The organism is Shinella sedimenti (assembly GCF_022601905.1).
Classification (GTDB): domain Bacteria; phylum Pseudomonadota; class Alphaproteobacteria; order Rhizobiales; family Rhizobiaceae; genus Shinella; species Shinella sedimenti.
In genome coordinates this window covers 427,013-439,986 of record NZ_JAKVIN010000002.1, presented here as the reverse complement: position 1 = coordinate 439,986, position 12,974 = coordinate 427,013, and the positions used below count along the sequence as shown (strand labels likewise).

Annotated in this window: 11 protein-coding genes; 2 read left to right on the top strand and 9 right to left on the bottom strand. The window is 64.5% G+C overall.

The window, feature by feature from the left end; all coding sequences use genetic code 11:
- Window positions 1-201: 201 nt before the first annotated feature.
- Window positions 202-927, top strand: coding sequence for a Crp/Fnr family transcriptional regulator (locus MKI86_RS06250; RefSeq protein ID WP_241598730.1), 726 nt, complete (start codon window positions 202-204; stop codon window positions 925-927).
- Between the two features lie 6 nt (window positions 928-933).
- On the opposite strand, the gene MKI86_RS06245 is transcribed toward MKI86_RS06250, so the two are convergent.
- From MKI86_RS06245 to MKI86_RS06220, 6 genes are all read right to left on the bottom strand, one after another.
- On the bottom strand, window positions 934-1,362 hold the full coding sequence (locus MKI86_RS06245) for a L,D-transpeptidase (protein WP_241598728.1): 429 nt from the start codon (window positions 1,360-1,362) through the stop codon (window positions 934-936).
- Window positions 1,363-1,572: 210 nt separating this feature from the next.
- A complete protein-coding gene (gene cbiB / locus MKI86_RS06240) occupies window positions 1,573-2,553 on the bottom strand; it encodes an adenosylcobinamide-phosphate synthase CbiB (protein WP_241598726.1) in 981 nt (326 codons plus the stop codon).
- Window positions 2,554-2,556: 3 nt separating this feature from the next.
- A complete protein-coding gene (cobD, locus tag MKI86_RS06235) occupies window positions 2,557-3,564 on the bottom strand; it encodes a threonine-phosphate decarboxylase CobD (protein ID WP_241598723.1) in 1,008 nt (335 codons plus the stop codon).
- Window positions 3,561-4,868, bottom strand: coding sequence for a cobyrinic acid a,c-diamide synthase CobB (locus tag MKI86_RS06230; protein WP_241598721.1), 1,308 nt, complete (start codon window positions 4,866-4,868; stop codon window positions 3,561-3,563). The genes cobD and MKI86_RS06230 overlap by 4 nt, the downstream gene beginning before the upstream one ends.
- Complete coding sequence (gene cobA / locus MKI86_RS06225) at window positions 4,865-5,707, bottom strand: uroporphyrinogen-III C-methyltransferase (RefSeq protein ID WP_241598718.1); 843 nt, start codon at window positions 5,705-5,707, stop codon at window positions 4,865-4,867. The genes MKI86_RS06230 and cobA overlap by 4 nt, the downstream gene beginning before the upstream one ends.
- On the bottom strand, window positions 5,707-6,180 hold the full coding sequence (locus MKI86_RS06220) for a cobalamin biosynthesis protein (protein ID WP_241598716.1): 474 nt from the start codon (window positions 6,178-6,180) through the stop codon (window positions 5,707-5,709). The genes cobA and MKI86_RS06220 overlap by 1 nt, the downstream gene beginning before the upstream one ends.
- A gap of 296 nt (window positions 6,181-6,476) precedes the next feature.
- On the opposite strand from MKI86_RS06220, the gene MKI86_RS06215 reads away from it, so the two are divergent.
- Window positions 6,477-7,262 carry a TSUP family transporter gene (locus MKI86_RS06215; protein ID WP_241598714.1) on the top strand — a complete coding sequence of 262 codons (786 nt, stop codon included), beginning with the start codon at window positions 6,477-6,479 and terminating at the stop codon, window positions 7,260-7,262.
- Between the two features lie 59 nt (window positions 7,263-7,321).
- Here MKI86_RS06215 and cobO read toward each other — a convergent pair whose 3' ends face one another.
- The 3 genes from cobO to cobW form a co-directional block, all read right to left on the bottom strand.
- Complete coding sequence (gene cobO, locus MKI86_RS06210) at window positions 7,322-7,963, bottom strand: cob(I)yrinic acid a,c-diamide adenosyltransferase (protein WP_241598712.1); 642 nt, start codon at window positions 7,961-7,963, stop codon at window positions 7,322-7,324.
- Between the two features lie 14 nt (window positions 7,964-7,977).
- Window positions 7,978-11,718 (bottom strand): cobaltochelatase subunit CobN, encoded by a 3,741-nt coding sequence (gene cobN / locus MKI86_RS06205; RefSeq protein ID WP_241598710.1) that lies wholly within the window; start codon window positions 11,716-11,718, stop codon window positions 7,978-7,980.
- A 204-nt stretch (window positions 11,719-11,922) separates the two neighbouring features.
- Window positions 11,923-12,972, bottom strand: coding sequence for a cobalamin biosynthesis protein CobW (gene cobW, locus MKI86_RS06200; protein WP_241598706.1), 1,050 nt, complete (start codon window positions 12,970-12,972; stop codon window positions 11,923-11,925).
- Window positions 12,973-12,974 lie beyond the last annotated feature (2 nt).

Below are 12,974 nucleotides of genomic sequence, written 5' to 3'. Positions count from 1 at the left end.
CTCCTTGATGATCACGCAAATAAACCCGAAACGGCCCCCGCCATTTGATTTTGATCAAGTGAAAAGCGGATTGGATGATCTAGGATTTGACAATAGTCAGAAAGCGCTATTTTGCCGCTGCGCGACACTCTTTATGTTGGCGGCACCTTGCGATAGCACGGCAGCGTTGTGCCGCCGGGCATCGGGCCAAAGGAAATTGACATGGAAGTTCGTCGCCAAGATATCCACAATTCCGATATCCCCGTCGTCTGCCGCGCCTGCGAGGCACGCCATGGCGGCGTTTGCGGCGTGCTGACGCCGGAGCAACTCTGCGAACTCAACAAGCACTCCTCCCGCCACCGCCTCGACAGCGGCGCCGAAGTGATCGGCCAGGGTGAGACGGTGGTGAACTATTCCAACATCATCCGGGGTGTGGTGAAGCTGACCAAGGTGATGGCGGATGGCCGCCAGCAGATCGTCGGCCTGCAATTCGCGCCGGATTTCCTGGGCCGCCCCTTTATCGAAGAAAGCGCCATCACCGCCGAGGCCGCGACCGAAAGCGAGGTCTGCAATTTCCCGCGCAAGGTACTCGACCGCCTCGTCAAGAGAACGCCGGAGCTGGAGCACAAGCTGCACCGCCAGGCGCTCAAGGAGCTGGACGAGGCCCGCGACTGGATGCTGACGCTCGGCCGCAAGACGGCGCAGGAAAAGGTCGCAAGCTTCCTCTATCTTATCGCCACCCATGTCGATCCGGAGAACATCGAGATCACCGTGTTCGACCTGCCGCTCTCGCGCGCCGACATCGCCGATTTCCTCGGCCTGACCATCGAGACCGTCAGCCGCCAGTTCACCAAGCTGCGCAAGGAAAACGTCATCCGCATCGAGAACAACCGCCATGTCAGCGTGCCCGACATGGAGCGACTCATGCGCTATGCCGGCAATGACTGACGGGGCCTAACGCGTGATGACGATTCGGGTGTTCGGCAATCCGTGGCGGTTTGCCAGCTGGTAAAACGTCGCTGCATCGTTCGGGGAAAGCCGCACGCAGCCATGTGATGCCGGACGGCCGAGCCGCCGCGTCTCATAGGTCGCATGCACGGCATAGCCGCCCTTGAAGAAGATCGCATAGGGCATCGGCGCGTTGTTATATTTGCGCGAACGGTGGTTGCGTGACGCCCATTTGGCCGACCAGCTGCCCGTCGGTGTCGTATAGCCCTTGCGCCCCGTCGAAACACGCCAGCGATGCTTCACGACACCGTTCTGAGTAACGGTCATGGTCTGCGAAGAAAGATTGACCTGCGCCACCAGATTGGCAGCAAGCACCGTCTCGGTCTGGAAAAGCACAAGAAGAAATGCGACGGCAGTCGCAAGCACACTACGCATGATTTCCCTCTCTATCAATTTTTCGAAATGCTGAACGCCATGTCCCTCGATGGCACAGAATATAGACGTTTTGTCCTTCCGCAATATTGATGGGGACAGCGAAAATAAAACGAAGTTAAGGTGTAAAATTTTAACGAATACCAGCGACCAGGCGAAGGAACGAGCAGAGCACCAGTGAGCTACAGACTTCGTGCGTTACGTTCCTGGTGCTCAGAACACAGTCGAGCAGAGCGCCAGAACAAGTGCCGTTACAGACAGCACAGCGCAGGCCGCCGAGAAGATGTGTAGGGCCAGATCCATGTCGGCGGGGGTGGCGGTGGTGCGGCCGCTGGCGTTCATCATGGGTTCGTCGACACGCTGGCCGCCATAGATGCGGGGGCCGGCAAGGCCGATGCCGAGCGCACCGGCCATGGCCGCTTCCGGCCAGCCGGAATTGGGCGAACGATGCAGGCCTGCATCCCGCAGGGCCGTTCCGACGGCAAGGCGCGCAGAGGCCCTGCCCTTCGCCAGCCAGGCTCCGGCAGCGATGAAGAAGGCCGAAAGCCGCGCCGCTGGCCAGTTGGCGAGATCGTCCAGCCGGGCGGCGGCCCAACCGAATTCGAGATATTTCGCGTTCTTGTGGCCGATCATGGAATCGGCCGTGTTCAGCATCTTGTAGGCAAACAGTCCCGGCAGGCCGAACAGCACATACCAGAATGCCGGCGCGACGACGCCATCGGAGAAGTTCTCCGCAAGGCTTTCGATGCTGGCGCGGCAGACGGCAGGCTCGTCGAGCGTTGCCGGATCGCGACCGACGATCATCGACACCGCGCGCCGCCCGCCTTCGAGCCCGCCCTGTTTCAAGCCCTCTGACACGGCGCGGACGTGATCCAGCAGGCTTTTCTGGGCAAGGAAGATCGCGACCACGACGACCTCCGCGAGCAAACCGAGCGGCCCGATCGCGGCAAGAAGACGGTGCATGACGAAGCCGAGCAGCACGCTCGCGGCCAGCAGGACGGCGATGCAGGCCGCACCGTTGAAGCGCCGCGTTTCGGCGGAAAGACGCTTGCCGTTGAACAGCCGGTCCATCAGGCCGATCGCCTGGCCGAACAGCACGACCGGATGCGGCACGCGCCGCCAGACCGCATCGGGATCGCCGATCAGCCGATCCAGCACGAGCGCGAAAAAGAGGATGAAGAGCGTCTGCGTCATCGGTCAGCCCGCAAAATCACGAAGGGCCGCCGCCAGACGGGTGTCGGACGTCCCATCCGGCGTGAGACCGATGCGCAGCCAGCGCGGATGATAGTCGAAAGGACGCACGAGAATATGGTGGCAGCAGAGATGCAGGTGCAGGTCCTTGGCCGACGCGTGTTCGACCAGCGAAAACAGGTCGGTGCCGCCGGCCCACACCAACCCGGCTCCGGCAAGGACCCGATCGAGCGCCGCCTTGCGCTGCTGGATGGCATGCCGGATGGGCGTCGTATCGGACGCCATCAGCGTTGTCGCAATGCTCAGCGCCGGGCCTGACACGGCCCAGGGTCCGAGCCCATCAGCCAACGCTTCCAGAACGGCGGACGGGCCGGCGACGAAGCCCAGCCGAAGGCCGGCAAGCCCGAAGAATTTTCCGAAGGAGCGGAAGACGAGAAGACCGGGCCTGTCATCGCCGGCAAGCGGCGCGATGCAGTCGTCAGGACGCATATCGCCGAAAGCCTCGTCGACGAGCAGAAGGCCGCCCGACACCTCAACCCGGCGATGCAGGTCCAGAAGGATTTCACGCTGGAAGGAGCGGCCATCCGGGTTGTTCGGGTTGACGACGACCACGAGGCCGTGTGCTTCCGTCACTGTATCAAGGCCGTCCACCCGGTCGACAGCAATGCCGGCATTGCCCAGCACGCGGGCATATTCGCCATAGGTCGGCGACAGGACGGCGGCTCGCCGGCCCGCCGGCACGAGACGCGGCAGAAGCTGGATGACGGATTGCGTGCCGGGCACGGGCAGCGGCAGGACGTGCGGCGTGCCATAATAGCGGGCGGCGGCGGCACGGGCGGCGTCCTGCCGATGCCGATCCGGCAGGCGATGCCAGGCGGCGGCGTCGATCTCGGGAACGGCGACGGGATTGGGGTTGATGCCGGTGGAAAGATCGAGCCAGTCCTCCGGCTTGCCGCCGAAGCGCGCGGCCGCCGCGGCAATACCACCGCCATGGACAATAGGCGGCGCGGTCATGGCGCCACCGGCGCGACGTCGATGAGATGCATGTAGGAGCCGCTGATCGTGTCGCGACGAAGACCGGCCTGGCCGAGATCCTCGCCGACGGCATCGGTGACGGCAAAGAGCCGATCCGCATCGCCCTCGTACAGCACGGTCGAATAATGGAACTCATGCGCCGTCATGGGGCCGGGAAAACCGGAACCTGTCAGCGGCGTGACACGGCGATAGCCGAGATGGCGGCGACGTTCGGCAAAGCTGGTGACGAGCGGCAGAAGCCCGAGCATGGCGTGCCTGATGCCATCCGCAGCGACGATCCCCTCTCCCAGAACCATATAGCCTCCGCATTCGCCATAGATACGCGCTCCACGGCGCGCTGCCGCCTGCATGCCTAGGCGGAATTGGGCGGCATTGGCAAGGGCATCGGCGTGGAGTTCAGGATAGCCGCCGGGAAGATATACGGCGTCGGCGTCTGCCGCGGGAGCTTCATCGGCAAGCGGAGAAAAGAAGGACAATGTCGCGCCCGCTGCGCGCCATCCCGCCAGCAGATGCTCGTAGGAAAAGGCAAAGGCCCGGTCGCGTGCCACGGCGATATACGCGCCGAGAGGTGGCAGCCGTGAGACAGCGGGAGCGGCTGACGGCGCGCTTCGTGTCTCCGCCACGGCGGCAAGACGCTGGAGATCGCAGCTGCGACGAACGACCGCCGCCGCATGGGCGATGAAGTCCTCCAGTGCCGCATGCTCACCGGCCTGCACGAGGCCGAGATGGCGTTCCGGCAGGGCAAGTGCGGGATCACGGCCGAGAACGCCGAAGATTTCGACCCCGCCCGCCTCCAGCGCGCCGCGCAGCATCGCCTCGTGCTTGGGGCTGCCCACCTTGTTGAGGATGACACCTGCGACACGGATATCATTGCGGTAGCATCGGTAGCCCTGCACCAAGGCAGCCACGGATTGCGACATGCGGCTGCAATCGACAACAAGCACCACGGGCAGATCCAGCATGGCGGCCAGATCGGCCGGCGTGCCGGTGCCATCCATGGCGCCATCGAACAGGCCCATCATCGCCTCGACGAGCAGGAAGCCGCCCTCGCCGGCCTGGAGCGCGGCATTGGCGCGGATGAGATCCGGTCGCATCGCCCAGGGATCATAGTTGAAGCAGGGTTTCCCGCTGGCGGAAGCATGAAAGGCCGGATCGATATAATCCGGTCCAGCCTTGCCCGAGACCAGTTCGAGGCCGGCATCGGCGAAGGCTCGCGCCAGCCCCAGCGTCACCGTCGTCTTGCCGGAGCCGGAGGCAGGCGCTGCAATGAGCAACCCGCTCATGCGGGGTCCTTGAGCGCGCTGGGACTGAACGGGTCGGGTGCGAGCCGGCGGCCCGTCGTCAAGGCGCCGAGCCAGTCGAGCGAAGCGCGCAGGCGCACGACCTCGCCGACGACGACGATGGCGGGCGGCTCGATGCCGGCGGCCGCCATATCCGCTTCGGCGCGGGCAAGCGTGGTTTCCAGCACGGTCTGTTCGGGGGTCGCGGCATTGCAGACGAAGGCGACAGGCTCGTCCGGCACGCGGCCGGCGGCCATGAGATTGGCGGTGATCTGGCCGATATGCTTCATGGCCATATACATGACGATAACCGGCGAGCCCTTGGCGATACCTTCCCAGTTGATGCGATCGGGAACGAGGCCGGAGGAATCGTGCCCGGTCAGGAAGGTGACGGCGTGGTTGACCTCGCGATGCGTGACCGGAATGCCGGCATAGGCAAGCCCGCCGATACCGGCAGTGATACCCGGCACGATGCGGAAGGGAATGCCGTGCTCGATGAGCGTGAGCGCTTCCTCGCCGCCACGGCCGAAGACAAAGGGATCGCCCCCCTTCAGCCGCAACACGCGGTTGCCAGCCCGCGCCAGTTCGACCAGCCTGAGCGAGATATCGCGCTGCTTATGCGAGGGTTTGCCGCCGCGCTTGCCCGCGAATTCCAGCATCGCGCCCGGCCGGGCAAGCGACAGGCATTCGGCATTGACGAGTGCGTCATGCACGATCACATCGGCCTGCCGGAGCGCATTGGCGGCATGCAGTGTGAGAAGCCCGGGATCGCCCGGCCCCGCGCCTACCAGCCAGACACTTCCTTTTTCGATTGCCGGGAGAGCGGAGAACAGGGCGTTCATCACACGCGCTCCTTTGAATCGATCTGTGAGGTGGCCGAATCGGTTTGCGAGCAACCAGCCGCAAACGATTGAGATGACTCGGCGATTGCCACAGTGGCGCGGTCGGATTTCGTCTTGCCGAGCACGAGCCGCGCGGTGTCGCCGGCCTGCGCGAGGGCAGCCGCCTCCGCCACGCCATGGCAGCCGGTATGGGCAAAAACGATATCGGACGGATTGGCGAGGCGCGGCGTCTCGGCTTCGAGGCGCGCGGCGGTGAACGTCACGAGCGGGACGCCGTAATGGCGGGCGACGGCCTGCATGGCCGGCTCCTCGGCCCGCACATCCAGCGTGGCCACGAAGGCGATATCGCCGGGGTCAGCAACAACGGACATGGCAAGCGCGACAAGTTCTTCCGGCGGCGTGCCACGTTCGCAGCCGAGGCCGAGGACAAGCCTACGTCGTCCGATGTCTGGGGATTGGGCCGCAGGGCGCATGGCTGTCTCTCGCAAAATTCTGCGCGAAAGGGCCCGGCTTCGCCGTCTTCCGACAGTTCCGGCTATGGCCCCTTTTGGGTCGGCCGCACCGGACACCGCTCGGCCCGCCTAGCGGGCACCGTCGCAGTTTCCTTAGTACCGGAGGGGGCAAGGCCGGTCAAACCGGATTGCGGCATGCAACGCGCGGGTTGCGGCAAAGGTTGGTTGCAAAGGCGCCATCGCTGCGCGCACTTTTGCTTTTCGGCCCGCAGTCTGACAGAAGATCAGACAAAATCACCCTTTGCCCGAGTCCCGCTTTGGCCGATATCGCCCTTCACATCCTGCTTTTGCTGTTCCTCGCCGCTTTCCTTGCCGGCTTCATCGATTCCATCGCCGGTGGCGGCGGGATGATCACCATCCCGGCCATGCTGCTGGCGGGCATTCCCCCTCTGGAAACGCTGGGCACCAACAAGCTGCAATCGCTGTTCGGTTCGGGATCGGCGACGCTGGCCTATGCGCGCGCCGGCCATGTGCGGCTCAGCGAACAACTGCCGATGGCGGCGTCAGCGGCCATCGGCTCTGTGTTCGGCGCGCTGCTGGCGACGGTCGTGCCCGGCGATGTCCTGAAAATCTTCATGCCATTCCTGCTCGTGGCCATCGCGATCTATTTCGGTCTCAAGCCGAATATCGGCGATGTCGACAAGCATCGCCGCATGAGCGTCTTCCTGTTCACCGCCACAATCGTGCCGCTGGTCGGCTTCTATGACGGCGTGTTCGGCCCCGGAACCGGATCGTTCTTCATGCTGGCCTTCGTCACACTGGCCGGTTTCGGCGTGCTGAAGGCGACGGCACACACCAAGCTCTTGAACTTCGGCTCCAATGTCGGCGCCTTCTTTGTGTTCATCCTCTACGGCGTGGTGCTGTGGAAGGTGGGACTGACCATGGGCGCCGGCCAGTTTCTCGGTGCACAGGCGGGCTCGCGCGTTGCGATGCGAAACGGCGCCAAGATCATCAAGCCGCTCCTCGTTATCACGTCGATTGCGCTCGCCATCCGCCTGATGGCCGACCCGGCGCATCCGATCCGCATCTGGCTGGGCTGGTAACCTTTCGCCTTACCTGCCGGCCGAAAGCCGGTTCCGGCAGGTATTGCGAACAATCGTCCTTAGTACTCCACGCCCTGCTGCGCCTTGATGCCGGAGCGGAACGGGTGTTTGAGCAGTTCCATTTCGGTGGCGAGATCGGCGATCTCGATCAGCTCTTCCTTCGCATTGCGGCCGGTCAGCACGACATGCGTCATGTAGGGCTTTTCCGTTTTCAGGAAGTCGATGACTTCGTTGACGTCGATATAGTCGTAGCGCAGGGCGATGTTGATCTCGTCGAGCAGCACCATGGAGTTGCGCTCGTCGCGGATCAGTTCCTTGGCCTTCTCCCACGCCGTCTGCGCCACGGCGACATCGCGCGCACGGTCCTGCGTTTCCCAGGTAAAGCCCTCGCCGAGCGTATAGAACTGGCAGAGATCGGAGAAATGTTCCTCGATCAGGTCGCGCTCGCCGGTCTGCCAGGCGCCCTTGATGAACTGCACGACGGCGCACGGCTTCTTGTGCGCGATGTGACGGAAGATCATGCCGAAGCCGGCGGTCGACTTGCCCTTGCCCTTGCCGGTATGGACGATGACGAGACCCTTTTCATCGGTCTTCGTCGCCATGATCTTCTCGCGCGCCTGCTTCTTCTTGGCCATTTTCTCCGAATGGCGGGCGAGTTCGGCCTCGGTCATGCCGGCGGTATCGTCGTGGTTCTCAGTCATCGTTTTCTTCCCTCTCAGGACGCCTTGCGGGCGCCCAACATATCCAGTTCGAAACGCGCGGAATTCGAGCGCGGTGTCCACAGCTGCCGATCGATGGCCTCGGCAAAGCGCGCTGCCATTTCGGCGAGGGCGGCCGGGTTCTTCTCCATCAGGAAATCGCGCACGCGCTCATCCAGTAGGTAGGCCTGATAGGCGGCTTCGAAGTGATGGTCCTTCACGGCACCTGTCGTGGCGGCAAAGGCAAACATGAAATCGACCGTCGCGGCGATCTCGAACGCGCCCTTGTAACCATGGCGCATGACACCGTCGATCCATTTCGGGTTGACCACGCGGGCGCGCACGACGCGGCCGATCTCGTCTTCCAGCGTGCGCACGACCGGCTTTTCCGGCCGCGACAGATCGTTGTGGTAGACGACCGGCTGCCGGCCGGAGAGATGCTCGGCCGCTGCCGCCATGCCGCCCTCGAACTGATAGTATTCATCGCTGTCGAGAAGGTCGTGCTCGCGGCTGTCCTGGTTCTGGATCACGGCCTCAAGGCTCTTCATGCGTGCTTCCAGCCGTTCGCGCATCGGCAGGCCGTCGCTCTCACCGTCATAGGCGTGTGCGCCCCAGTCGAGCCAAGCGTCGGCGAGGTCGCCGCGGTTCGCCCATAGGCTCTCGTCCATCATGGTCTGCAAGCCTGCGCCATAACCGCCGGATTTCGCGCCAAAGATGCGGAAGCCCGCCTGTCTGGCGGCATCCTCTTCGGAGGCGCCCTTGGCCGCAAGCGCTGCGGCCTCCACATGCATGCGCGCAGCAATCGGGTTGTCCGCATCGTCTTCCTCGAGCGCGCCGACGGCGCGCACGGCACGGTCGAACAGCGCGATCTGTTCGGGGAAGGCATCCCGGAAGAAACCGGAAATGCGCAAGGTAACATCAACGCGCGGATGGCGCAGCGCCGCGGGCGGAATGATCTCGAAGCCCGTGACGCGGCGCGAGGCCATGTCCCAGGTCGGCTTCACGCCGATCAGCGCCATGGCCTGCGCGATATCATCGCCGCCCGTGCGCATGTTGGAGGTGCCCCAGGCGGTTATGCCGAAGGACGTCGGCCATTCGCCGTGATCCTGCGCATAACGGGTGACGAGCAGCTCGGCGGATTTGCGCCCAAGTTCCCAAGCCGCGGGCGTCGGTACCGCACGGCTGTCGACGGAATAGAAGTTGCGCCCGGTCGGCAGCACATCCGGCCGTCCGCGCGTCGGCGCGCCTGAGGGGCCGGGCTCGATGAAGCGCCCGTCGAGGCCGCGCATCAGGGCCTTGATCTCAGCCGGCCCGCAGGCAGCGACAGCAGGACGGATGCTCGTCTCGATCACCGCGAGAACGGCGCGGGTGGCAGGCCAGTCGCCCGGGCAATCCAATGTTCCATCCACCAGCTTTGCCGCGAGAAGCTCGATACGCTCCACCGTATCGCCCCTGCTGCGCCAAGGCGCTTCGGACTGTCCGGCAAGGATTTGCGGCCGCGGGCCGGTCCATGGATCGGATGCAATGCAATCGAGCGGGTCGAAATCGGTTTCGCCAAGGGTATCGGCTGCGATGGCGCGCTGCAGGCTCGCCTCGCCGCCCTCGCCCAGACCGCGCGGCACCCGGGCCAATGCAACGGTCAGATCGGTGAGCAGGCGCCCCTCAGGCGAGACGCCGAAGACGTGCAGGCCGTCGCGGATCTGCATTTCCTTGAGGTCGCAGAGATAGGCGTCGAGCTTTTGCAGCGCAGCCTCCTCGCCGTCCGACTTGGCGATGCCGGCGTCGCTGTCGAGGCCGATGTCGCGCACCAGATCGAGGATCTGCTTCGTCAACAGCCTGATGCGCCGCGGATCGCCACCGGAAGCCTCGTAATATTCATCCACGAGGGCTTCGAGGTCCTTCAGCGGGCCGTAGGTTTCGGCGCGGGTCAAAGGCGGCGTCAGGTGGTCGATGATGACGGCGGCGGAACGGCGCTTGGCCTGCGTGCCTTCGCCCGGATCGTTGACGATGAAGGGATAGAGATGTGGCACCGGGCCGAGCACGGCCTCGGGATAACAGGCTTCCGACAGCGCGAGCGCCTTGCCCGGGAGCCATTCGAGATTGCCGTGCTTGCCCATGTGCACGATGGCATGTGCGCCGTAATGCAGGCGCAGGAAGGCGTAGAAGGCGAGATAACCGTGCGGCGGCACGAGATCCGGCGAATGGTAGCTGTCCTTCGGATCGATATTGTAGCCGCGCGCCGGCTGGATACCGACGAGCGTCTCGCCGAAACGGGCGAGCGGCAGGGCAAAGACTTCGCCGGTCACGAAGGGATCGTCTTCCGGCATGCCCCAGCGGGCCGTTATCTCGTCCTGAATCGATGTCGGAAGCGATGCGAAGAACGCCTTGTAATGATTCAGCGAAAGCGTTTCGCGGATTTCGCGGCCGTCGTTCGCCGCATTGGTGGGGCCCGCCATGAGATGGGCGATCAGCGCATCGCCGTCCTCGGGCAGGTCCGCAACCGCATAGCCTTCCGCCGCCATGGCGCGCAGCACTACCATCGTGCCGGCGGGCGTATCGAGGCCCACGCCATTGCCGAGGCGGCCATCGCGGTTCGGGTAGTTTGCCATTATGAGCGCGATGCGCCGTTCGGCCGGCTTGGCGCGCCGAAGCCGCGCCCACCCTGCGGCGAGCTTCGCGACGAAACGAATACGGTCCTCGACCGGATCGAGGCTGACGATGTTGGTCTCGACGCGCTCGTCGTAGCGCGCAGCTGCCTTGAAGGAAACGGCGCGCGACAGAACGCGGCCGTCCACTTCGGGCAGCGAGACGTTCATGCCGAGATCACGCGCCGTCAGCCCCTGTCCCGAGGCCTCCCAGGCTTCCCGAGAGGAGCCGGAAAAGATCGCCTGCAGCACCGGCGCGCCGGTTTCGTCCAGCACGGTCGGCTTGCGACCGGCGCCGGGAGCGGAGACGGCAAAGCTCGTCGTATTCAGCACGACCTCCGGCCGTATCTCCGCAAAGGCGGCGCGGACCGTTTCGATTGAAACGGGTTCCTTGAGGCTGGAAACGAAGAGCGGCAGGGCGCGCACGCCTTCGGCCGCCAGCGCCTCGATCAACATTTCGACAGGACGCGTCTCGCCGCTCTGAACATAGGCGCGGTAAAAGCAGATGGCGGCGGTGGGGGCGTCCTCACCCGCAAGTTCACGCCATCCCCCGACATCCACCACACCCCGACCCGGCCACCAGATGCCGGCCTTTTCGAGTGGCACTGCCGGTTCAGGTTTTTCGCCGCCCAGAGCTACGGCATCGGCATAGCCCAGAAAACGGTCGGCATTCTCCGCGCCGCCCTCGTTGAGATAGGCCCAGAGGCGCTCGCGGTCGGCGGTGTCGATGCGGTTGAAAGCAATCAGCCCCTCATCGGGACGGTCGTCGCCCGGCAGCGCCACGAGCTTGATATCGTTGGCGAAGGATGTCGCCAGCAGGGCTTCCAGCACGTAGCGGAAATAGCTGACGCCGCCGAGGGCGCGGATGACGATGAGTTTTGCGTGCCGCGCCGTGCGCTCGATATAGGTATCGACCGACATCGGATGGGACAGCGTCGCCAGACTGGCGAGACGCAGGCGCGTTTCGGTCTTGCGGGCGCGATGGGCGGCGGCGATGGAGGCAAGCTCGGTATCGGCAGCGGACAGGAAAAGGATATCGCCCGGCGTCTGGCCAAGGTCGATCGCCTCCTTGCCGTCGGCGATGGTGCCCTTCTGGGCTAGCAGAAGATGCATGCGGCGCCTCCGTGCTGCGAGAGGACCACTAGCGGGGCATACCCCCCTCTGTCACGTCGTGACATCTCCCCCACAACGGGGGAGATTGAGCGGCAGCGTGCACGCAAGACAGTGGCGCAAGTCGTCGCCTCACCCGATCTCCCCCCTTGTGGGGGAGATGGCCGGCAGGCCAGAGGGGGGTGCCACCGCACACTCATTCCACTATCAAACCGCCGCGGCGATGGCGGCGCGCACGGCCTGCTCGTCCATGTCGTGCAGGCCGATGACGACGAGGCGGGTGCCGCGGACTTCGCCCGGCGCCCAGGCGCGTTCGAAGTAATTGTCGATACGGCTGCCGACGGCCTGGATAAGCAGGCGCAGCGGCTTGCCGGGCACATCGGCAAATCCCTTGATGCGAAGCACGTCGTGCTCAGCGATTACGCCCTTGAGGCGCTCGATGAAGGCGGACGGATCGGAAAGCGCCGGCAGTTCGACAACGAAGCTGTCGAATTCGTCGTGGTCGTGCTCCTCGCCGTTCTCATGTTCCAGCTCGTGGTGTGACTTGCGGTTGGCGATATCGTCTTCCGTACCGACGCCGAGGCCGAGCAATACGGCGGCGGCCACTTCGCCGTTCTTCGCCTCGATCATCGAGGGCTTGCGGGCGGTGCGCGATGCCACTTCGTCGCGCACGGTCTGGATGCCGGCGGCATCGAGCAGGTCGGTCTTGTTGAGCACGATAAGGTCGGCGGCGGTCAGCTGGTCCTCGAAGAGCTCTTCCAGCGGGCTTTCGTGGTCGAGGTTGTCGTCTTCGACGCGCAGCGCGTCGACCCTGTCGTGATCGTCGGCAAAACGGCCGGCCGCGACGGCGGCACTGTCGACCACGGTGATGACGCCGTCGACCGTGACCTGCGTCTTGATTTCCGGCCAGTTGAAGGCGGCGACAAGCGGCTGCGGCAGCGCGAGACCCGAGGTCTCGATGACGATATGGTCGGGGCGGTTTTCACGCTCCAGCAGCTTCGACATGGTGGGGATGAAGTCATCGGCGACGGTGCAGCAGATGCAGCCGTTGGTGAGCTCGATGATGTCGTCCTCGGTGCAGGCTTCCGCGCCGCAGCCCTTCAGCACGTCGCCATCGACGCCGAGATCGCCGAATTCGTTGATGATGAGCGCAATACGCTTGCCGCCGGCATTCTGCAGGAGGTTGCGGATCATCGTCGTCTTGCCGGCCCCGAGAAAGCCGGTGATGACGGTGGCGGGGATCTTCTGTTGCAGCATGG

Excerpts from the sequence above, each read along its gene's own strand:
- MKI86_RS06250 (WP_241598730.1), top strand. The coding sequence starts at position 202 with ATGGAAGTTCGTCGCCAAGATATCCACAATTCCGATATCCCCGTCGTC.
- MKI86_RS06245 (WP_241598728.1), bottom strand. The coding sequence starts at position 1,362 with ATGCGTAGTGTGCTTGCGACTGCCGTCGCATTTCTTCTTGTGCTTTTC.
- cbiB (WP_241598726.1), bottom strand. The coding sequence starts at position 2,553 with ATGACGCAGACGCTCTTCATCCTCTTTTTCGCGCTCGTGCTGGATCGG.
- cobD (WP_241598723.1), bottom strand. The coding sequence starts at position 3,564 with ATGACCGCGCCGCCTATTGTCCATGGCGGTGGTATTGCCGCGGCGGCC.
- MKI86_RS06230 (WP_241598721.1), bottom strand. The coding sequence starts at position 4,868 with ATGAGCGGGTTGCTCATTGCAGCGCCTGCCTCCGGCTCCGGCAAGACG.
- cobA (WP_241598718.1), bottom strand. The coding sequence starts at position 5,707 with ATGAACGCCCTGTTCTCCGCTCTCCCGGCAATCGAAAAAGGAAGTGTC.
- MKI86_RS06220 (WP_241598716.1), bottom strand. The coding sequence starts at position 6,180 with ATGCGCCCTGCGGCCCAATCCCCAGACATCGGACGACGTAGGCTTGTC.
- cobO (WP_241598712.1), bottom strand. The coding sequence starts at position 7,963 with ATGACTGAGAACCACGACGATACCGCCGGCATGACCGAGGCCGAACTC.
- cobN (WP_241598710.1), bottom strand. The coding sequence starts at position 11,718 with ATGCATCTTCTGCTAGCCCAGAAGGGCACCATCGCCGACGGCAAGGAG.
- cobW (WP_241598706.1), bottom strand. The coding sequence starts at position 12,972 with ATGCTGCAACAGAAGATCCCCGCCACCGTCATCACCGGCTTTCTCGGG.